At 47.2% G+C, this 20,319-nt stretch carries 23 protein-coding genes; 7 read left to right on the forward strand and 16 right to left on the reverse strand.

Going from position 1 to position 20,319, the window contains the following annotated elements:
• Positions 1-49: 49 nt before the first annotated feature.
• Positions 50-2,521: a M23/M56 family metallopeptidase gene (locus ACFQS8_RS06870; RefSeq protein WP_382166527.1), complete on the reverse strand. Its 2,472-nt coding sequence runs from the start codon at positions 2,519-2,521 to the stop codon at positions 50-52.
• A complete protein-coding gene (locus ACFQS8_RS06875; protein WP_382166528.1) occupies positions 2,518-2,913 on the reverse strand; it encodes a BlaI/MecI/CopY family transcriptional regulator in 396 nt (131 codons plus the stop codon). Before ACFQS8_RS06875 ends, ACFQS8_RS06870 begins: the two co-directional genes overlap by 4 nt.
• Before the next feature lie 263 nt (positions 2,914-3,176).
• On the opposite strand from ACFQS8_RS06875, the gene ACFQS8_RS06880 reads away from it, so the two are divergent.
• The 3 genes from ACFQS8_RS06880 to ychF all read left to right on the forward strand — a co-directional run bounded on the left by ACFQS8_RS06880 (position 3,177) and on the right by ychF (position 5,861).
• A complete protein-coding gene (locus ACFQS8_RS06880; RefSeq protein ID WP_382166529.1) occupies positions 3,177-3,812 on the forward strand; it encodes a 50S ribosomal protein L25/general stress protein Ctc in 636 nt (211 codons plus the stop codon).
• A gap of 163 nt (positions 3,813-3,975) precedes the next feature.
• Positions 3,976-4,602 carry an aminoacyl-tRNA hydrolase gene (gene pth / locus ACFQS8_RS06885; RefSeq protein ID WP_382166597.1) on the forward strand — a complete coding sequence of 209 codons (627 nt, stop codon included), beginning with the start codon at positions 3,976-3,978 and terminating at the stop codon, positions 4,600-4,602.
• A gap of 155 nt (positions 4,603-4,757) precedes the next feature.
• Positions 4,758-5,861: a redox-regulated ATPase YchF gene (gene ychF / locus ACFQS8_RS06890; RefSeq protein WP_382166530.1), complete on the forward strand. Its 1,104-nt coding sequence runs from the start codon at positions 4,758-4,760 to the stop codon at positions 5,859-5,861.
• A gap of 23 nt (positions 5,862-5,884) precedes the next feature.
• On the opposite strand, the gene ACFQS8_RS06895 is transcribed toward ychF, so the two are convergent.
• Complete coding sequence (locus ACFQS8_RS06895; protein WP_382166531.1) at positions 5,885-6,835, reverse strand: lipid II:glycine glycyltransferase FemX; 951 nt, start codon at positions 6,833-6,835, stop codon at positions 5,885-5,887.
• A gap of 79 nt (positions 6,836-6,914) precedes the next feature.
• Here ACFQS8_RS06895 and ACFQS8_RS06900 point away from each other — a divergent pair, with 79 nt between their 5' ends.
• Positions 6,915-7,100 carry a hypothetical protein gene (locus ACFQS8_RS06900; RefSeq protein WP_382166532.1) on the forward strand — a complete coding sequence of 62 codons (186 nt, stop codon included), beginning with the start codon at positions 6,915-6,917 and terminating at the stop codon, positions 7,098-7,100.
• Here ACFQS8_RS06900 and ACFQS8_RS06905 read toward each other — a convergent pair.
• Positions 7,097-7,945 carry a carbon-nitrogen hydrolase family protein gene (locus tag ACFQS8_RS06905; protein WP_382166533.1) on the reverse strand — a complete coding sequence of 283 codons (849 nt, stop codon included), beginning with the start codon at positions 7,943-7,945 and terminating at the stop codon, positions 7,097-7,099. The two genes, ACFQS8_RS06900 and ACFQS8_RS06905, sit on opposite strands and share 4 nt — an antisense overlap.
• Positions 7,946-8,085: 140 nt before the next feature.
• On the opposite strand from ACFQS8_RS06905, the gene ACFQS8_RS06910 reads away from it, so the two are divergent.
• Entirely contained in the window at positions 8,086-9,351 is a 1,266-nt protein-coding gene (locus ACFQS8_RS06910; protein ID WP_382166534.1) for a multidrug effflux MFS transporter, read from the forward strand.
• Here the strand turns inward: ACFQS8_RS06910 and ACFQS8_RS06915 are convergent.
• The 9 genes from ACFQS8_RS06915 to petA all read right to left on the reverse strand — a co-directional run bounded on the left by ACFQS8_RS06915 (position 9,348) and on the right by petA (position 17,108).
• Positions 9,348-10,367: a 23S rRNA (adenine(2030)-N(6))-methyltransferase RlmJ gene (locus ACFQS8_RS06915; protein WP_382166535.1), complete on the reverse strand. Its 1,020-nt coding sequence runs from the start codon at positions 10,365-10,367 to the stop codon at positions 9,348-9,350. The genes ACFQS8_RS06910 and ACFQS8_RS06915 overlap by 4 nt on opposite strands.
• Before the next feature lie 200 nt (positions 10,368-10,567).
• Positions 10,568-11,164, reverse strand: a complete 597-nt coding sequence (locus tag ACFQS8_RS06920; protein ID WP_382166536.1) for an ATP-dependent Clp protease proteolytic subunit — start codon at positions 11,162-11,164, stop codon at positions 10,568-10,570.
• A 149-nt stretch (positions 11,165-11,313) separates the two neighbouring features.
• Positions 11,314-11,841: an adenine phosphoribosyltransferase gene (locus ACFQS8_RS06925; protein ID WP_382166537.1), complete on the reverse strand. Its 528-nt coding sequence runs from the start codon at positions 11,839-11,841 to the stop codon at positions 11,314-11,316.
• Between the two features lie 13 nt (positions 11,842-11,854).
• Entirely contained in the window at positions 11,855-12,409 is a 555-nt protein-coding gene (locus tag ACFQS8_RS06930; protein ID WP_382166538.1) for a GNAT family N-acetyltransferase, read from the reverse strand.
• Positions 12,410-12,450: 41 nt separating this feature from the next.
• Positions 12,451-13,104 carry a glutathione S-transferase family protein gene (locus tag ACFQS8_RS06935; RefSeq protein ID WP_382166539.1) on the reverse strand — a complete coding sequence of 218 codons (654 nt, stop codon included), beginning with the start codon at positions 13,102-13,104 and terminating at the stop codon, positions 12,451-12,453.
• Positions 13,095-13,976: an S-methyl-5'-thioadenosine phosphorylase gene (locus ACFQS8_RS06940; RefSeq protein ID WP_382166540.1), complete on the reverse strand. Its 882-nt coding sequence runs from the start codon at positions 13,974-13,976 to the stop codon at positions 13,095-13,097. Before ACFQS8_RS06940 ends, ACFQS8_RS06935 begins: the two co-directional genes overlap by 10 nt.
• 154 nt (positions 13,977-14,130) lie before the next feature.
• Positions 14,131-15,036, reverse strand: coding sequence for a cytochrome c1 (locus ACFQS8_RS06945; RefSeq protein ID WP_382166541.1), 906 nt, complete (start codon positions 15,034-15,036; stop codon positions 14,131-14,133).
• A gap of 14 nt (positions 15,037-15,050) precedes the next feature.
• Positions 15,051-16,526 carry a cytochrome b gene (locus ACFQS8_RS06950; RefSeq protein WP_382166542.1) on the reverse strand — a complete coding sequence of 492 codons (1,476 nt, stop codon included), beginning with the start codon at positions 16,524-16,526 and terminating at the stop codon, positions 15,051-15,053.
• 12 nt (positions 16,527-16,538) lie between these two features.
• Positions 16,539-17,108: a ubiquinol-cytochrome c reductase iron-sulfur subunit gene (petA, locus tag ACFQS8_RS06955; RefSeq protein WP_382166543.1), complete on the reverse strand. Its 570-nt coding sequence runs from the start codon at positions 17,106-17,108 to the stop codon at positions 16,539-16,541.
• Positions 17,109-17,227: 119 nt separating this feature from the next.
• Between petA and ACFQS8_RS06960 the strand changes: the two genes are divergently transcribed.
• On the forward strand, positions 17,228-17,686 hold the full coding sequence (locus ACFQS8_RS06960; protein ID WP_382166544.1) for a tRNA (cytidine(34)-2'-O)-methyltransferase: 459 nt from the start codon (positions 17,228-17,230) through the stop codon (positions 17,684-17,686).
• Positions 17,687-17,754: 68 nt separating this feature from the next.
• Here ACFQS8_RS06960 and ACFQS8_RS06965 read toward each other — a convergent pair whose 3' ends face one another.
• The 3 genes from ACFQS8_RS06965 to ACFQS8_RS06975 all read right to left on the reverse strand — a co-directional run bounded on the left by ACFQS8_RS06965 (position 17,755) and on the right by ACFQS8_RS06975 (position 19,215).
• The gene (locus tag ACFQS8_RS06965; RefSeq protein WP_382166545.1) at positions 17,755-18,042 is read right to left on the reverse strand and encodes a hypothetical protein; all 288 of its coding nucleotides are present in this window, start codon (positions 18,040-18,042) and stop codon (positions 17,755-17,757) included.
• Positions 18,043-18,131: 89 nt separating this feature from the next.
• The gene (locus ACFQS8_RS06970; protein ID WP_382166546.1) at positions 18,132-18,434 is read right to left on the reverse strand and encodes a hypothetical protein; all 303 of its coding nucleotides are present in this window, start codon (positions 18,432-18,434) and stop codon (positions 18,132-18,134) included.
• Positions 18,435-18,615: 181 nt separating this feature from the next.
• Positions 18,616-19,215, reverse strand: a complete 600-nt coding sequence (locus ACFQS8_RS06975) for a hypothetical protein (RefSeq protein ID WP_382166547.1) — start codon at positions 19,213-19,215, stop codon at positions 18,616-18,618.
• Positions 19,216-19,359: 144 nt separating this feature from the next.
• Between ACFQS8_RS06975 and hemF the strand changes: the two genes are divergently transcribed.
• Positions 19,360-20,253 (forward strand): oxygen-dependent coproporphyrinogen oxidase, encoded by an 894-nt coding sequence (hemF, locus tag ACFQS8_RS06980; RefSeq protein ID WP_382166548.1) that lies wholly within the window; start codon positions 19,360-19,362, stop codon positions 20,251-20,253.
• Positions 20,254-20,319: the final 66 nt, after the last annotated feature.

A 20,319-nucleotide genomic window follows, 5' to 3' on the forward strand; every position in this document is an offset into this window, starting at 1 on the left:
ACACCTAACTAATTCGGGGGTCTTTTTCCTAGTCAGTTCGGGTCAATCTCTATTTACTTAGGGATACCCTAGCTTCATGCAATTGACTAGCCACCTGTGCGCGAGCCTGCTCCACTGACTTTTTCGCCATCTTCAATCCTTGAAGTTCATACTTGGACCCTGCCCCTTTTTTTCCTTCTGCAGCATCACACTGCTCATCTAAGGAAATGAGTTCATCATCCAAATCATGTAGCGCTTCTTCTAAAGCTGCCACATGTATTGCAGCGGCGCGGTGCTGACCTTCCGATGTCCAATCTTGTGCAAACGTATGAGAAGACATTGCCTGAGCTTCGGCAAAGACACGCGCACGCTCACTCGCCTTACGTCCCATCGCGGCAGCTTGTTTTTCCCAGCCTTCAGCATTGCTAGACCAATTTTTCTCAAACGATTGTGCAATCGCTTCAGCACGTGCTTCTGCTTTGGCTTCGAGCGCAGCTTCCCACTTTTCGGTGTTAATACCAGCAAGCTCTACTCCATTTTCACTTTCACGTAGAGCTTCTTCGATCTGCATCTCCAGATCATGCTCCAAATGTTCAAAATCATGGTCGATTGAAATTTCAAAATGATCTGTGATGTGCTCATCCACATCGGCACGCCATTCTTGCCAATCCGCAAGTGATTCAATCTTTTGCCTATTCACCCATATTCCCAATTTAGATGATGGGATGTCTTGTGTACCCGCCTGCAGCTCAACCTTGTCGCCATTTACTTCTTTATAATTATACCTACGGCGTTTAGAGCTATCATTATGTTTGCCAACGAGACGCGGAATTAAGTCACCCTTTTGGGGAGCAAATTCCATAAACACAACGCCCCCATCAAGCACTTGAACCCGTCCATCTTGTAGATATGTAATTCCAGTTACTTTTGGTGGTTGAGGGGCCTTTGGTGGTTCTGGAGCTAATGGTGCTGGTGGCGCAATTGGCGCTATAACATCACTCACTTTTTGAGGCTGTTGAATTTGGCTTGGCAATACAACACCAAGTTCGCGTATCTGTCTTGCGCGATCTTCTAATGCGGGGATTAGCGCAACACCAAGCCTTTCTGGATCATACGCTATCTTACGTCCAGACTGCACATAATCAGGCGCAGGACCAAACACCTCCAAGTGCAAATGTGGTCCGGTAGCATTGCCAGATTCGCCCAGCAAGCCAATGACATCACCTGCTTGGACAGATTGGCCGGCCTCAACCAAAATCTTATCTAATTGGCCAAAACGTCCCATCCATTCAGGATTGTAATCAACCTGCACGACATTTCCATATCCGTCTTTAAAGCCAGCAAATGTAATCACCCCATTAGCGGGTGCATATATTTTAGTGCCCTTCTTATCCGCGATATCTATACCAGCGTGATCTTTCACCTCCTTGGAAATCGGATGTTTGCGTTTCCCAAAACCAGATGTGATCCTCGCTTTTTCCGACTTTACAACGGTCTCTTCAAATTGAGGCAATGGAGAACGCACCTTTTCAGCGCCCGCACCTTGAGCCGCCGCAAGTGGTAGTCCCGCCAACAGAAAAGCTCCAAAAGCTGCAAGCCCTACAAAGGAAGAACTCCCTTGCGTGTTTGCAACAGCAATTTTAACGCGTTCCGTTAGTTCTTTATCTTTATTAAATGGAAACATTGCTGCTGCTGGTGCGCGCGTAGGTAACCCTTCCGCAAAACGCGCCGCTGCAACTAATGCTCGCGCATATACTGTAGGAGGTGCTTTGGATACAAGCATAGCCTCATCACAAGCGATCTCACGCGCACGGTCCAACTCTGCCCGTACCATCCATGCAAATGGATTGAACCATAAAATATCCGCGACAATACGTTCTGCAGGTCTCCATAACGCATCTAAACGACGCACATGCATAAGTTCATGACCGACAACTAAAGCCAATTCCTCAGCGCCAAGTTCGCGCTCTAGTCCGTGCGGAAGATACACGACAGGCTTGAACACACCTTGTGTAAAAGGAGAGTAATCCCCCGGCATAAGCTGGAAAGAGGCTTTGCGTGCAAGCCCTAGCCGCGATTGCCAAAACTCAGCAGCGTTTAAAACCGTATAGCTACGAATAGGTACAGCTTTGGAAGTAATCTGCTTTAACTCACGTGATGCCCACCGCGCTCTAAATGCACGAAACAACCACCCCAGCACCAAAAATGCTGTTAAAGCCATCATAAAATCAAATTGAAATGGACTGGCCTGCGTTACTGTTTGGGCAATGGGCGTCGTATTCATAGCTGGCACTTGATCCAGAACGATAGGTATAGAAGGCGCTTCTCCCTCTCCATAATTCCAGATGGGCGCTATTTTACCAGGCTCAGCAAGCGCGTACACCATTGCAACAGGAAACGGGGCCAACAACATTCCACCAGCACACCGCCACATCATCTGCCGTGTCCGCCCGGATAAGCCAAGACGCTGCACACCTGCCGCTGCAACTACTACAATCCCCCCCCAAACTATTGAGAGTACCAATAGCATTACGAAGTTCATGATTTTTCTCCCCGCTCAGATTGTGTGTTCTCTGATGCATTTATCAAACCATCCAATTCATCCAGTTCATCACTGGACAAATGCGGGCTTTTTGCAAACATCGACACAGGCAAATCGCCTTCAATATCCATAACTTTTCGTGTCAGGTCTTTCACAAGGCTGCTAAACACTTCCACTTTGGATATTGCAGCATCAAAAACTGTAATCCCATGCACATCGCGCCGCGTGAGCCATGATTTGTCAGTCATTCGATTAATAACTGTCCGCGTTGTGGAGTAACTCCATCCCGTCTCACCTGTAACGCTATCGTGTACTTCGCGCGCACTTTGCTCACCAACTGTCCAAAAACGTTTAAGGACGGTAAGTTCAGATTTATTTGGTTGCTGGCTCATGGATGTATTGCTCTACCTTAACAGATTAGAATTATCCCCGTTACATATACACTACATATGTAACACACCCTTGTCAAAGGTAATTCTTCTTGAAATTACCCGTACAAAATTGGAAATCCTACTCATGGGGTGATTGTCTGTTGCATTTCTCAATCCATCCCCCTATAAGCCCCTCTTCAACTCCAAGGGTGACACACCCTGTTATGTTTGGGGGTTGTGCAGCATGGTGTTGCATGGACCTCAGAACGGAAGGATAAAAAAATATGGCTTCTTCAATTACATTGAAAGTCGAGCTACGCGAACGCACTGGTAAAGGTGGCGCACGTGAAGCACGTCGCAACGACCAAGTACCTGCAGTTCTATACGGTGGATCAGAAGCACCTGTTGCAATCAACCTTGACCGTATCGAAATTCTTAAAGCTTTGAACTCCGGTAAGTTCCTTTCTAACCTTGTCGTCATCGACTTCAAAGGCAAGAAGCAATTCGTAATTCCACAAGACGTTCAATTCCACCCTGTATCTGAGATCGCTTTGCACGTTGACCTATACCGCGTGAAAGAAAACCAGCTTGTTAAAGTTGAAGTTCCAGTACACTTCACAGGTGATGACGTTGCACCTGGTATCAAACGTGGTGGTTCATTGAACATTGTTCGTCACGAAGTTGAACTTGAAGTTCCAGCCGGAAGCATTCCTGAATTCTTGACTGCTGATGTGTCTGAACTTGATATTGGTGACAACATCAAAATCTCTCAAATCGAAGTTCCAGAGAACGCAACACCAACAATTACTGACCGTGACTTCACAATCGCGACAATCGTTGGTCGTACTGCTTCCGCTAAAGCAGATGATGCTGAGGATGACGAAGCAGAAGCTGAAGATGGTGACGAGGCAGAAGCATAATTGCTCGCTTCAACCTTTTAAATTAAGAACAGACGGCGTTGAAGAAATTCAGCGCCGTCTTTCTATTTACCCAGAAGGATATTGGTAGATGTCCGGTTTGCTTTCCAAGCTTCGCACGCTATTACCTTTTGCCAGTGAAAATACTCAAAATGTGGAGCCCGTCATGTTGCTACTCGTCGGCCTTGGAAATCCGGGGGATCAATATAAAGGCAATCGCCACAATATCGGCTTCATGGCTATTGATACCATCGCCGATATGCATAATTTCGGCCCGTGGAAAAGCAAATTCCAAGGTAAAATATCCGAAGGTTTCCTTACTGACGCAAATGGCAAGCGCGTAAAAACTCTCCTTCTCAAACCGACAACTTTTTATAATGATAGTGGTCGATCTGTCGGAGAAGCTATGAACTTTTTTAAGATCGCACCTGAAAATGTCATGGTTTTCCATGATGAAATTGACCTCGCTCCTGGCCGTGTGCGCGTTAAAATTGGCGGCGGTCATTCTGGCAATAATGGTATGCGTTCCATCATGGCCCAAGCAAGTAAAGATGTACGCCGCACGCGCCTTGGTGTTGGCCACCCCGGTGATAAATCCCACGTCCAAGGTCATGTCCTTTCAGACTTTGCCAAATCAGAAGCTAAATGGCTTGAAGATATGCTAGATGCTTGCGCACGCTCAATTCACTTCCTCGCTGCCAATGATGATGAACGCTTTCAAGCTGAAGTTATGCGGCTTGCACCTGCACCAAAAGAAGATATGTCTCGCCGAATGAATAGAGGCGAGGCCTAATTCAGCCTTGATTGAGGCAAAGCATCGCCTCAACACATATAATGCATTGCCTTGAAGCCAAAATACGGCTTTATCCCAAGGCAAATATTTATCAGCCTGCATTCCTTCTTTGAATGGAAAACACTCAGGCCAAACAAACTTCGGAGCCAACCTTTATGGGTTTTAAATGCGGTATCGTCGGCCTTCCCAACGTAGGTAAGTCCACACTCTTCAACGCCCTGACACGTACAGCAGATGCTCAGGCAGCAAACTACCCTTTCTGTACGATTGACCCCAATGAAGGCGAAGTCGCAGTTCCGGAAAAACGCCTCCGCGCCCTTGCTGATATTGCTGGCTCCAAAGAAGTCATTCCGGCACGCATGAATTTTGTTGATATTGCCGGTCTCGTTAAAGGCGCAAGCAAAGGAGAAGGATTGGGCAACCAATTCCTCGCTAACATCCGCGAAACAGATGCTATTGCCTATGTGCTTCGCTGTTTTGAAGATGACGATATCACACACGTGGAAGGCAAAATCGACCCGATGTCTGACTATGAAGTCGTCGAGACAGAGTTGATGATTGCCGACATGGAAAGCCTTGAAAAGCGTAAACCCGCTTTGGAGAAAAAGGCACGCGGAAATGATAAGGATGCAAAGCTTGCACTTGAACTTATCACACTCGCAATGGAACAACTTGAATCTGGAAAACCTGCTCGCGCAGCCACGATTCCCGATGATGCTGACACACGCAAAGCTTGGCGTATGCTTCAACTCCTCACATCCAAACCAGTGTTTTATATTGCAAACGTGGATGAAGACAGCGCCGCAACTGGAAATGACTTCTCTGCGAAAGTATTTGCGCACGCAGAAAAAGAAGGCGCACAAGCCGTCGCCATCTCGGCTAAAATAGAAAGTGAAATCGCGGTTCTTGATGATGATGAGGCAGCCGAATTTCTTGAAACGCTCGGCCTTGAAGAACCTGGCCTGAACCGCGTAATTCAAGCCGGTTACCGCCTGCTAAACTTGCAAACATATTTCACTTGTGGCCCTAAAGAAACGCGCGCTTGGACAATTCCTGAAGGTTGTACAGCTCCAAAAGCTGCGGGTGTCATTCACGGCGATTTCGAGCGCGGGTTTATTCGTGCAGAAACAATCGCCTATGAAGATTACATCAAATATAATGGCGAGTCTGGCGCTAAAGAAGCTGGAAAAGTACGTCAAGAAGGTAAGGAATACATCGTAAAAGACGGTGATGTTCTTCTTTTCAAATTCAACGTGTAATTCTTAAATTCAGTGTGCTGGCGTTATACAAATGCGCCCGCACGCTGAAATACTTCGCCACCAGTGCCAATCTTAAAACGCGCTATTCCTGCGCCTGATTGCGTGTTTACACCGCCTAGGTCAAATTTCTTAAAACCCCGCGCTTTCAAGTCCAAGCACGCATTCCACAAACATAAATTATGAGCACCCAGCTTACGTCCTTCTTCGGACGCCCAGCCAATGTGATATGTCGCCATTGTCCCATGCTCTAGCACCAGCATAGCCCCGGCGCATTCCTTCCCCAAATCCGCGCGATAAATGGAGACACCACCATTCTTAGAGCCATTCTCTGCATTTGATTTAAAGGTCTGCCAATCAAGCGTCATTTCAGCTGGAAGAGCGCGATATCCACGCCTTTCGCGTTGAATATCTTCAATATCCAATAGCCATCGGTATTGGGAAGGTTTTGTGCCGCCAATGGTAAATTTCAAATCGGACTTTTCAGCTGCTTTCAACCGATTACGCCATTTCTGGTCCATCGCTGCGCGCAACACATCTACATCTTGCTCAAGATTTATTCGTACAGTGGCTTCGCCCGTCATCACCCTTTTAACACCCGAAACACGTGCGACATCATCGCGTGCTTCATCGGGTGTAAATACAACCAATTTGGGCCATTTTACAGGAACAGCATTGCCTAACGCTCGATATATAAATCGCTTATCATCAGCGGTCAGACGCTCTAACCAAATGGGTCCATGCGTACACAACCCAAAATTCCCCACCATAGCAAATGGTTTCGAGGTGATCTGAGCCAGCGCGATCAAATTATTGCCAGAGTCAGAAACACTTGCGCGCCAAACTTTAGCACCATGTTTTTCAAGCACTTTTCCATAAGCCCAATCCTGCTGATAGCTCGCACAAGCATCAGCATGGGCCTTATCCCACTCATTTCGATTAATTTGGTTCCAACGAACCTGTAGGACTTCACTCATGAAACAAAAAATTAGTCTTTAGGGTTAACGATGCGGAGACATACACTCCGCTGTTCTGACTTGAAAGGCAATAATACATATGGCCCGCAGGAAAGTTAAAACTATTTCAGGCTACACCCTCAAAGAGCCTCACATAACGCCAATGGCAATCTGGCTTTTATTTGTTTGGGTAGGCGTACCAATTCTTATAATCGGCGGCGCATTAGATTTGCTGTTGCAATTGACGACAGGTATTTGCTCGGGCCTATGGTGTTTCGCAAACTAATCCGCACGTATAGAACGCACTGAAAACGTACGTTCATTTTGAAGAGATGGGATACGTGCCCTAGCCCGCTTTACATCTTCCATGTCCAATTTGGCCGTAATCACGCAGGGGTCCAACTCCGCTTCAGCTATGACCTCTCCCCAAGGCGACACAATAAGCGAGTGCCCGAATGTTTCACGTCCATCTGAGTGCAAACCACCTTGCGCAGCCGCCATCACGAAAGCGCCATTCTCTATTGCTCGAGCGCGTATCAAAGCATGCCAGTGGGCCTCACCAGTTACCTTTGTAAACGCGGCGGGTATCGTAATCAGATTAGCACCAGCTTGCGCCAATTGGCGATATAAATAGGGAAATCGCAAATCATAACAAATGCTCATTCCCAACTTAGCAAATGGCGTTTCTACGAGCACACTTTGCTGACCGGCTTCATAGGCACGCGACTCTTTATAAGATTGCCCATCCCCCACCTCCACATCAAACATGTGTATCTTGTCATAGTGGGCCACGATCTGACCGTTAGGGTTTATTAAAAAGGAGCGATTGGAATATTTAGCGTCTGCTTCCGTTTTATCATCCAGCACAGCAAGTGAGCCGATCTGCAGCCACACCCCCAACTCTCCAGCTAAGCAGGACAGCGCCGCGAGGCAAGCATCCGCGCTCTGGCGCACAACCTTGCCAACAGCACCCCCACGCCGGATATCCAGAAAACCCGTATTTTCCGGTGTTAGGATAAACTCCGCCCCCATACTAGCGGCTTCACGAATAAGCTCACTTACAATTTGAATATTGTCAGCGACATTCTCGCTAGACCGCAACTGAATGCATGCACAGTGAATGATCGTCATAACTGACAGTTATTTCCTGTATTTATGAGCTATTGTTAGGGTTGAACACTTGCCTTTAGGTGAGCATCTGTCAATTGTGACCGCGCCGCATTCCACGTCTCAACTGGAATTTCTATCAATCTTCAATTGGATGATGTTTCATGTCTGAATCAAACACTGGAACGAATGAAAATTCCGAAAATGCGGCAAAATCTGCAAATTTTAAGCGCCTACCTGTCTGGGAATTTATCTGCATAATCGCAGGTTTAATGGCACTTAACGCCACTGCCGTTGACATAATGCTACCTGCACTTGGCGACATTCAAAACACGTTCCAATTTGAAGATGATAACCAACGCCAGAAAATGGTGATCGTCTATCTTATGGGAATGGGGCTATCTCAAATCTTTTACGGCCCGCTAATAGATCGCTTTGGCCGCAAACCCATTCTCGCAATTTCACTTTCTATCTATGTGCTGGCTAGCATCGCCTGTTTGTTCGCCCCCGCCTACAGCTTACTCATTTTTGCACGCGCTATTCAGGGTGCAGCCGCCGGCGCGACTCGCGTTGTCGCTGCTGCCGTCACAAGAGATTGCTATACAGGCCGTGCAATGGCGGAAATCATGTCCGTCGTGATGTTGATATTTATGGCAGCCCCCATTCTCGCGCCCAGCATTGGTGAAGGAATATTATACCTATTTGGGGATTGGCGATCTATCTTTTGGGCGCTGGTTGTCCTTGGGTCCGCCATGCTTATCTGGTCGTGGATACGTCTTCCTGAAACCCTCGCCCCAGAAGACAAACGCCTCCTCCAGCCGAAAGTCATTTTTTCTTCCTATAAAACAGTTGTAACGAACCGTTTAGCTATCGGCTATTCCATGGCTTCTGCTCTTATCTTTGGAACACTGTTTGGGTATATCAGTGCTTCCGAACAGATATATTCAGAAACATTTGATAAAGCAGCGACATTCGCCCTTTGGTTTGCTGGTGTGTCTGCAGGTATGGCAGTTTCAAACTTGCTCAACTCCCGCCTTGTGAAAAAGCTAGGCATGCGTTTTTTATCGCACTGGGCGCTCATATTTATGGTTTGTGTGAATGTTCTCCACGCAATCATATCACATAGCGGCAATGAAGATTTCGCCGTATTCTATGTGTTAATGATCGCATCATTCATTTGCATCGGCTTTATCGGCCCCAATTTCTCAGCCACCGCAATGGAGCCCCTTGGCCATGTGGCCGGAACAGCCTCAGCGCTCTATGGATTTGCCACGACCTTCCTTGCGGCTGTTATAGGCGGCTTCATTGCCGACCATTACGATGGCACTCTAGGGCCATTGTTTGTGGCAAATGCTGTGTGCCTATTGCTCGCACTTGGTATTATCTTAATAACAGAACGCGGCAGGCTCTTTAAACGCGGAGAGGTTTAATCCTCTCCTTTAAGGCCCAAAGCTGCGAGCTCATCCTCGCCTAATTCCAATAGTGCATCATCATCATCAGGTGAGAAGCCCTTGCTCGCATCCGCTTCTTCTTCTGCATCCAATTCAGCCATAGCCGTAAAATCTGGATCGGGCTCAGGCGTATTAATGCGCCAGCCTGCACCTTCTCCTTGAGCTAACAGCTCGGTGAGCCACGGCAACACTGTCAACAATACATCTTGCAAGCCATAAGGCGGATTAATCACCACAACACCCGCGCCGCACAAAGGACCAGGCTCAACAATTTCTTTGACCCAAGCATCAACAAGCAAAACCTTATCGGCTGACAACTCCATGTCATCGAGTACCCATTCAGCAAGCCCATCATCAAACTTCTGGGTATTCTCCATATCTTTCAAAGGACGCCAGAAAATAAATGTCCCAGTAGGCCAGCGCGATATTCCGCCCATCGCGCCCTTAGCCATATGCGCAAGCTCATCACGGTGCTCAAATGGCGGATCTACCAGCACGACCCCGCGGCGCTCTGGAGGCGGCATATATGCTTTTAGCGCTTCATACCCATTGCGGTTTTCAATCTTGACGCGTTTATCGCGGAAGAAGTGGTCACTCAGCGTTTCTTTGTCCTGTGGGTGAAGCTCAGTTAAACGCAGCACATCCTGTTCACGCATTAAAGTCGCTGCAAGATCTGGTGATCCAGGATAGGCTTCGAGTGCGCCATCATAGTTGATTTCAGAGACTGCATCTAAAAACGGTTTCAAAATTTCCGCGACATCGTCAGGAATATCACCCGCCTTATGCGCTTCCCATAACCGACCAATGCCTTCTTGCCATTCTGGGCTACGGCGCGCTTCATCCCCCGTCAGATCATACCGACCAATACCCGCATGTGTATCAATATAACGAAAGGGTTTGTCCTTCTTCTTCAAATGCTCAATGCAAAGGGTAAGGACAAGGTGTTTTAAAATGTCAGCAAAATTCCCGACATGAAAGGCGTGACGATAGTTCATGCAGAATTCTCACTTTGCTAGATTGGCTGAACAAAAATCTAAGCGCGAAGCAATACCCTCCTCACGCAAATTTTCCAAGCCCTGCTATTTTGAATGAAACTTAAAACGTAAAAAGCCACACCGCTTTACTGCACAGTGTGGCTTTAAATTCTGAATTCTCCCCAAAAGCTTTCGCATTTTCGGGATAATAAAGATGGAGCTTAGCTCATAATCTCTTTTTGAGAGGTCACAATTTTTCCAACCAAACCATATTCAACAGCTTCGTCAGCGCTCATCCAGAAATCACGGTCTGTGTCTTTTTGGACTTGCTTCAGTGTTTTACCTGTTGCTTTAGCAAATATGTTGTTCAAACGCTCACGCATTTTGATGATTTCACGCGCTTGAATCTCAACATCAGAAGCTTGGCCACCAACACCGCCACGTGGTTCGTGAAGCAGGAAGCGAGTGTTTGGAGACGCAAAGCGGTTCTCTTTTTGCGCAGCCGCGTAAATCAGTGCACCCGCAGATGCAACCCAACCAGTACCCAGCACTTTTACAGGTGCAGGCACGAATTTAATCATGTCGTGAATCATGTCACCGGATTCGACGTGACCGCCGGGGGATGACAACACCAATAAAATTGGCTCTTGGCTGCTTGATGAAAGCGCTAGCAAGCGCTCACATACACGGCGCGCCTGATTGTCATCAATGCCACCAGTTAGCAAAATAGTACGAGCTTTAAACAGCGCTTCCTCAAGAAACGCGTTTGGCTCGCCAAGTGGCTTTTCATTTGTTTCGTCGTCTAGTCGAATAGTCATTATCTTATAGTGCTCCCAGAGCGTTCGGGAAAATAAAAATCATATACACCTTAGGTGTGATGCATTGGCCTCCGGGTCAATGGGGCTTCCTCATCTTTCGCCTGCATTTATCACGCAGGAAACCTTTCTGAAACCTTGGCGTCACGCAATTAATGTCCATCAAACCGCATTAGACACGTTGTTGGCACGCCTAAATCTTCAATTTTCTTGCATCCGCCCAATTCTGGAAGGTCAACAAGAAAAACTGCGGCCTCAACAATTGCACCGCCTTTTCGCAATAATTTAATCCCAGCTTCGGCAGTTCCGCCCGTTGCGATCAAATCATCCACGATCAAAACACGTTCTCCAGCCACAATTGCATCTTCATGCATTTCCAGCTCATCCGTGCCATATTCTAATTCATAGGATTGAGAAATAGCTTTGTAAGGCAACTTGCCTTTTTTACGCAAAGGCACAAACCCGGCAGATAGTTGGTGCGCACATGCCCCACCTAAAATAAACCCGCGCGCTTCAATACCAGCTACTTTATCAATTTTCAGTCCAGCAAATGGTTGCACCAACTCATCTACGGCACGGCGAAAGGCTTGTGGATGCCCCATAAGTGTCGTCACGTCCCGAAACATAATACCCGGCTTGGGGTAATCAGGAATCGTACGTACATATTTTTTAATATCCATAATGGGGTCTTCTTTACTTTTGAGCCGGATTCACCAGCGCGTTTAACACGTGATCTCTCCACACACCATTTAACTGCAAATAGGATTTCGCATACCCTTCGCGTTCAAACCCTAGACGGCTCAATAGGCCGGCTGATTTTTCATTCTCCGGCACATGATTAGCTACTACGCGATGAAGGTTGATTGTCTCAAACGCATGCTTGATGACGCAAGATAGGCATTGCTTCATAACGCCTTGATTTTCTAAAGCCTCATCCAGCACATAACCAAGAGAGGCACACTGGATTATTCCAAATGTAACTTGGTCCAAACTTACCTGTGCATATACACCATCTGCATCGACCAAAACCCACCGCAATGCCGTTTCCAATTTGCGTTCCTTTTTGGAACGCGATCTAGCTTTATCCCAATATGCTGGCGTATAATAAAATTCTGTTCGCAAAGGTGAATAGGGCGCGAAACGATTCCTGTTTCGAACATGAAACTCCGCTATGCCAATAGAAGGCGCTTCTTCCATAGGAATAAGCTTGCGGTCGCCAATATCAAATCGCACACGATCAAACGCCAACAGATTAAATCCTTCTTGTCGTACTTTAGATCAAACACGAATTAGGAAAGATACCCGTCCGCAGATTCGATACACCATTCTTCTTTGGCACCGGCCTGTGCCCATTCCTGATAATGGACGTCGTTTTCCATTGTTTCAATATAGAATTGCGCTCTTTCTGAACGCGGAAGATTAAAGGTTTGAAACCGAGATACTACTGGCGCAAAAAACGCATCTGCCATTGACCAATCTCCAAACAAGAATGGCTTTTGGTCCGTCGCATGTTTTTCAAGCCAACTGCACCAAAAAGCATCTACCTTTGCAGCATCTTCAAGCGCCGCAGCATGTACAGGCTTGGAGCTGCGGCCACGCACATTCATAGGACAATGGGTACGCAAGGCACTGAACCCCGCATGCATAAGGCTAGCAGCCGCCCTGCACTGGGCACGCACGACACTATCAGAGGGCAATATTTGAGGGTTTTGTTCAGCCGCCCACTCAGAAATAGCCAAACTTTCTGTAATTGCGACACCGTCAATTTCAAGAATTGGTACCGTCCCTGCGGATGAAATGGATAGTATCTTTTCTTTAAATCCAGCAACATCCAGAGGTATGATAACTTCTTCAAAAGAAATGCCAGCTTTTTTCAAACATAGCCACGGACGCATAGACCAAGACGAATAATTCTTATTGCCAATATAAAGCTTTACTGACATTTCAACACCCTCCCCGCAACAGCATCCAGCTTTGAAAGCGCCTCTTCATCGCGCGCTTCTGGAGGCGTAATAATCGCAAAATCCAACCCAGTTTCAATACCTTGCGGGCTAGGCGTACGATCAACAACCGCCATCATTTTGATCAGATTCAATACAGTTCCACGCCCTAAATCTGCATTGCCCTTTAGAACTTCCAGAACATTTGTAACCGAAACATGATCTTCTTCTTCATGCCAGCAATCAAAATCAGTCACCATCGCAATTGTTGCATAAGACATCTCAGCTTCCCGTGCGAGCTTTGCTTCGGGCATATTCGTCATACCGATCACGTCACACCCCCACTGGCGATAGAGCTTTGATTCTGCAAGTGATGAGAATTGCGGCCCCTCCATCACCAGATATGTGCCGCCTTTATGCACTGTCACATCAAGCATATCAGCAGCTTCAGCAGCCATATGAGCAAGCCGCTCGCATACCGGGTGCGCCATTGAGACATGCGCCACAACACCTTGACCAAAAAAGCTTTTTTCACGGGCAAACGTGCGGTCAATAAATTGATCAACCATCACAAAATCACCAGGCTTATAATCTTCGCGTAGTGACCCAACCGCCGAAAGTGACAAGATATCCGTCACCCCGCACCGCTTCAGCACATCGATATTGGCACGGTAATTCAAATAAGACGGCGATATACTATGCCCACGCCCATGACGCGGCAGGAACACGACCTCTACACCGTCCATCTGCCCACGATACACTTGGTCTGAGGGCTGCCCCCACGGGGACGCAACACTCTCCCAGCGGCCATTTTCTATACTATCAATACCATATAGGCCTGATCCGCCGATTACACCAAGTGTCCATGTACCCATAACTGAATCCCTAACTAGTCGTCGCTTCTATCAGAGTTAAACTTCAGCTCTTCTCAAGAACAACGCAACCCACAAATTCGTGACATGCTAAATAAAGAAAAGGGCCGCAGCTTTTACACTACGGCCCTTCCAAATTATCATTTAAATCAAGAACCTAGTGTTCTACATTCCGCCAGATTTGCTTGTAAGAGAAGAATACAAGCACCGTCAGGATCAAGAGATAGATCATAACGCTGAAACCAAGCTTCTTACGTGTTTCAGCCTTAGGCTCACCCGCCCATGCAAGGAATGCAGATACATCCGCAGCCATTTGGTGGACTGTTGCAGGTGTACCATCATCATACTCGATAATGTCTTCCATCAATGGCGGTGCCATCGCGAGGAAACCACCTGGAGGCAACATGGTACGTCCGTGCTCATCATCACTGTGACGGTGACGCGGGTCTCCCGACCAGTTTGGTGTCACATCACCCGGAAAATACGGGTTGTAATACTGACCATCTGGAACATTCAACGCAGCATATTTGGTCGCCATGTCTTTCTCAGACGGATACCCGGTCAAAAGAGAATAAATGTAAGATGCACCACCGTGACGCGCTTTTGCGATCACTGAGAAATCAGGTGGGAAAGCCCCATTATTCGCATACCGCGCTTGCGCTGTATTTGCAAATGGGTTCGGGAATGGGTCGGATGACAAACGCGTACGCACATCGTCAGATCCATCTTCCTGATTAATAATGTCAACTTCAGCAGAGTCAGCCGCCAATTGCTTCACAATCGGGTTGTCATTCGGGTTTGGGTAGGCTGGGTCATAGAATGGCCCGCCTTTCTGCCCCAAATTCCGGAAACGCATCAAATCCATAGAGTGACATGATGCACAGACTTGGCGGTATACTTTATATCCACGCTGTAATTGGTCTTGCTCAAATTTACCGAATGGCCCCTCAAACGTCCAACCCTCTTCAGGAGGGTGTGGGTGTTTAGTATCGCCAGCTGCGTGAGCAGAAGCAACAAGGCCAACCGAAGTTGCAGCGATAGCAAGGAGTTTGAAAATACGCATTATGTCAAATCTCCTTAAGCGTCATCACGTGCGGGTGAAGCATTTGCTGCCCCCGGAATTGGCGTACCACCTGATGCCTTTTTGTGACCAAGCACACTATCAGCAATAGATGCTGGACGTGGTTTTGGTTTTTCCTTCACACCAAGGATCGGCAAGATAACGAGGAAGTAAGCGAAGTAGTACAATCCCATAATCTGTGATGCCCAAAGCCATTTGAAACCAGTTTTCTTGATTTCAAGACCTGCTTTCGCACCTGCAGGTAGCTCTCCGATAAATTGCTCTGCATCGTGGTAGTCGCTAAAGGCTTCAGACTTTGCTGCTTCGCCATTCGTATCAGTGTATGACACAACCAATTTGTCTTCGCTGAACTTAAACAACAAATCATCAGGGTTGTTCGCACCAGCAAATCCAAGACCGATTCCGCACAGAACGAATAGTACGAAGAATTGCTTTGCAATTGGACGATAGCGCATTGAACGCACTTTAGAAGTGTCGAGCCAAGGCACAACAAACAAGATAGCGATCGCACCAAACATTGCGATAACACCAGCCAATTTCGCATCAATCGGACCGATATCAAACGTGATCGCCCGCAAGATTGCGTAGAATGGCAGCAAATACCATTCAGGAACGATGTGTGCAGGCGTTTGAAGTGGGTTCGCCTCGATATAGTTATCAGTGTGACCTAGAGCATTCGGTGCGTAGAACACGAAGTATGCGAAGATCATTAAGAAAACGAGGATCGCAAACCCATCTTTCACTGTGTAATAAGGGTGGAAAGGAACAGTGTCCTTTTTCACGTCTTTTACAGATACACCTGTCGGGTTGTTGTTCCCAGGAACGTGCAATGCCCAAACGTGCAGAACAACAATACCGAAAATCACAAATGGCAATAGGTAGTGAAGAGAGAAAAAGCGGTTCAATGTTGGGTCACCAATCGCGGGACCACCCTGTAGGAAGGTCTTGATAGTGTCACCGATCAACGGGATAGCACCGATTAGTGAAGTGATAACGCTTGCACCGTGGTAAGACATTTGTCCCCAAGGCAAAACATATCCAAGGAATGCTGTACCCATCATAATGAGGTAAATTACAACACCTAAAATCCAAAGTACTTCACGTGGAGCCTTGTATGATCCGTAATAAAGGCCACGGAACATGTGAATATATACGGCAAGAAAGAACATAGACGCGCCGTTTGCGTGTATATAACGCACCAACCATCCAAATTCGACATCACGCATAATACGCTCAACTGATGCGAAGGCCTTTGTTGTGTCTGGCACATAGTGCATTGCCAACACGATACCTGTTACAATCTGAATGATTAGACAGATTGCGAGGATGCCCCCGAAAGTCCACCAATAGTTTAGGTTTTTTGGCGTTGGAAAATCAATCGCCGTGTCGTTTGCGAACCTAATAATCGGCAGGCGCGTGTCGAGCCATTTTTCAAAACCGGTTTTAGGTTCGTATGTAGACGGTCCACTCATGCGATGGTCCCCTTACAACGAAATTTTGATGAGAGAATCAGAAAGATATTCATATGTCGGCACCGGTAAGTTCTTTGGTGCAGGCCCCTTACGAATACGTCCTGAAGTGTCATAGTGCGAACCGTGACATGGGCAGTACCAACCGCCAAAATCACCTGTGCTACCTTGAGCTGGCCCAACAGGCACACACCCGAGGTGTGTACATGCGCCCGATGTTACAAGAATAGCGCGATTAAGCTCACCATTCATCATCGGAACCAAGCGCTCATCATCCGTTTCTGGATCGGGCAACTTGGATACATCGACAGCTTCTGCAGCGGCGATCTCACCATCCGTACGACGACGTACGAAGAATGGCTTCCCACCGATCAACACCCGAATCTCTCCCCCAACAGGGATTTTCGATGTGTCGACTTCTGCACTGGATGCAGCTCGAGTATCAGCAGCGGGCCCCAGTTGCATAACAAATGGCCATGCAACGGCGGCAGCGCCACCAGCGAATGCCGCACCAGCGGCAATGTGAATAAAGTCGCGGCGAGTCTCGCCGTCTTCTTTTAGTTTTGATGTGTGTGCGTCAGACAACGAACAGACCCCTAGCGCAATTGGAGTTATTGCAGGAACTTGTATACATAGCTACGAAAAACGCATGGTGACGCAATGTCGCAACAGCCCCAGAATAAGTATTAGGAGAAGCGCGTACAGTGCAGATTGCATTCTATCAACCCGATATTCCACAAAATCTTGGTTCAAACCTAAGAATTGCGGCATGTTTTTCAACAAAAGTGGATATTATTGGCCCGTGTGGCTTTCCGCTCACGGCCAAAGCATTGCGCCGTTCTGCAATGGATTACGGCCCATTAGTGGATGTAGAGCAGCATGATAGCTGGTCCGCATTCAAAGAATCACCGGATCGAAAAAAAGGTCGCTTAATTTTATTCACCACGAAGGGCGCTACGCCCCTTTTGGAGACTAAATTCGAATCAGGAGACACACTTTTATTCGGAAGAGAGAGCGCAGGAGTACCTCAAGAGGTGCATGATTCGGCGCAAATCAGATGTGTTATTCCTTTAAATCCAGAAGCGCGCTCCCTAAATTTGTCGGTTAGCGCCGCTATCGCTCTTCATGAAGCTTTGCGGCAAACTGGTGGATTGCCTAAATAAACCAGCTGCAAAAAAGCCAGCCCTCGGATGTGAAGGGCTGGCTTTTTATATCAACAGCACAAGTTATTTTACTTTGAACATTTAGTGGCCGCACCAACCATTGTCATGGCTAGGGCCATCTTCTTATCCATCGGTAGATCCTCAAGACCTTCTTCCATCCCACCACTCTTAGCGGCTTTCGCGATAAGCTTGAAAGTCTTTTCATCTGTATTTTCTTCGATGGCATCAGCAAGGCATGTGCATGTTTTCTTGCTTTCGCCTTCATCCACGCAGGATTTGACAATACTTGCTTTTCCGCCGCCACCACAGGCAGCCAGAGTGAGTGTTGCAATCGATAGGAGTATGATTTTTCTCATGTTTCTCTCATTGTGTTCAGCAAGTTATCGAGAGAAATACAGCGCCCGAGCAAATGCCTTCGTTTAGATTAAAGATAGTCGGCTTCGTATTACTGACAGGCTTTTAGGCCGTCTCTAAACACACGGCGTGATGTTTTCTTATCTTCAGCAGTGAATGTATCTGATACACGCTCAAGTCCATCCTCGCCACTTTCCATTGCGCCTTGAGCAAGCTGTTCGAGCAATTCAGCGTCTAAATTTTCTTCAACATAATCAACGATACAAGCACAGTTTACGTCACCTTTAGCTTCTGCTTCACATGCGTTTTGAATGCCTGATAAGTCCAATTCGGGTTCGCTATTGCATGCAGCCAAGCTAATAGCAGCACATAAAAGTACGAGTTTGAATTTCATTTGTATTCCCTTTACTCCCCATGCGCATGCCCAAAGACCTTCACACAAAGATATTTTACATTCTGTTAGACTATTTTCAGACTTGTAAAAGACGCACTGTTTCGCAATCGTAAACAAAAAAGGTATATGTTTTAACTAACACCCTAAATAGTAAGACTTTTCCACAATGATGTCGCTGCAGCTACTCAGCTTGAGCGCAAATTTGCCCTGCCTCCATCATCACCAAACCAACAGACATTTGGTCTTGCGAATTAAGAGCTTGAACAGCTTGCGTAAGCCCCGCATTTCCAGAATCAATAGCACCACCAGCAAGCTGATTGTAAAGCTTAGTTGAAACATTCTCTTTCAAATGCTTGGCCCAACACGTACACATTTGCGGCGTGTTGCCATTAATTTGGCAGGCCTGCCCCATGGCTTCATCTGGGCTGAGTATGGGCTGATCGGTGCCAGCTCCCCCAACTGGTTGCGACGTGCTAACCTCCTGCGCGCTACACGCTTCCACGATGGTCGTGCCAACCTTGTGACGATCTATTTCCGATAGCTCCAACATGGCATTTGCCAGTCCCGATGGTCCACCAGAACGCGCTTTTGCCTCCAAGCCATTAAAAACATCACGCGGCAGCCCCTTTTTAAGTGCATCCCCCATGCAGCGACATTCAGCCACTTTGCTTCCTTCGCTAATACAGGCTTTTTCTATTGAAGTCGGTTTTTGCTGATTACATGCAACAAGCATCGCACCCGCCGACACAAAAACGACTATTCGAACAAGAAAACTTATCATGCCACTATCCTACACTTCACATCCGCAAACCTCCTCATAGACAAAAAGTCTAAGAACGCTAAGGCTTTTCATGATCAAGATGTAAAAGCCACACTATAGCCCGAATACAACACGCATATCTTACTCCTCGAAAAGGCCGTCGCTATGACAGATATATCTCCAGAACAAATGGAAATTCGCAAATCCACTGCCAAAGCCTGGTTTGAGAAACTTCAGGGCGATATTATCGCATCCTTTGAAGCGCTAGAAACAGAAGCACTCCCCCCACTATATTCAGGGCAAGCGGGCAAGTTTGAACAAACACGCTGGGAACGCGGCAAAGATGGTGAAGACCTTGGTGGCGGCAATATGGCGATCATGAAGGGCCGATTATTTGAAAAAGTTGGTGTACACACATCAACTGTATACGGAAAATTCTCAGAGGAGTTTCGCAAACAAATTCCCGGCGCAGAAGAAAATGACGGTCAATTTTGGGCATCAGGCATTTCATTGATTGCCCACATGCATAATCCACACGTCCCCGCCGTACACATGAACACACGCATGATTTGCACATCAAAATCTTGGTTTGGGGGCGGCGCAGACCTTACCCCGCTCATGGCTGACCAACGCACACAAGAAAACCCTGACGCCATTGCGTTTCACGAATCCATGAAAAACGCCTGTGATGCCCACGCAGGCGCCGACTATCCGCGCTTTAAAGAATGGTGTGACGAGTATTTTCACCTTGCTCACCGAGATGAACCACGCGGAACGGGTGGCATTTTCTATGATCGTCACGATTCAGGTGATTGGGACGCAGATCTTGCTTTCACAAAAGATGTCGGATTGGCATTTGCTGACATATATCCAAAAATTGTCAGAAACCGCATGAACACAAGCTGGAATGCAGCAGACCGCGACGCCCAATTAATTCAGCGTGGACGCTATGTCGAATTTAATCTGCTTTATGATCGCGGGACAACATTTGGCTTAAAAACAGGTGGGAACGTCAAATCCATTCTGTCGTCCATGCCGCCAGTCGTAAAATGGCCATAGGTTTCATTCCTGTAACATGATGGAGTAAATGCTTGGCAAGGCCGAGCGTTTCCTTCATCATGGGTT

It is taken from the genome of Hirschia litorea, assembly GCF_042665075.1.
Classification (GTDB): domain Bacteria; phylum Pseudomonadota; class Alphaproteobacteria; order Caulobacterales; family Hyphomonadaceae; genus Hirschia; species Hirschia litorea.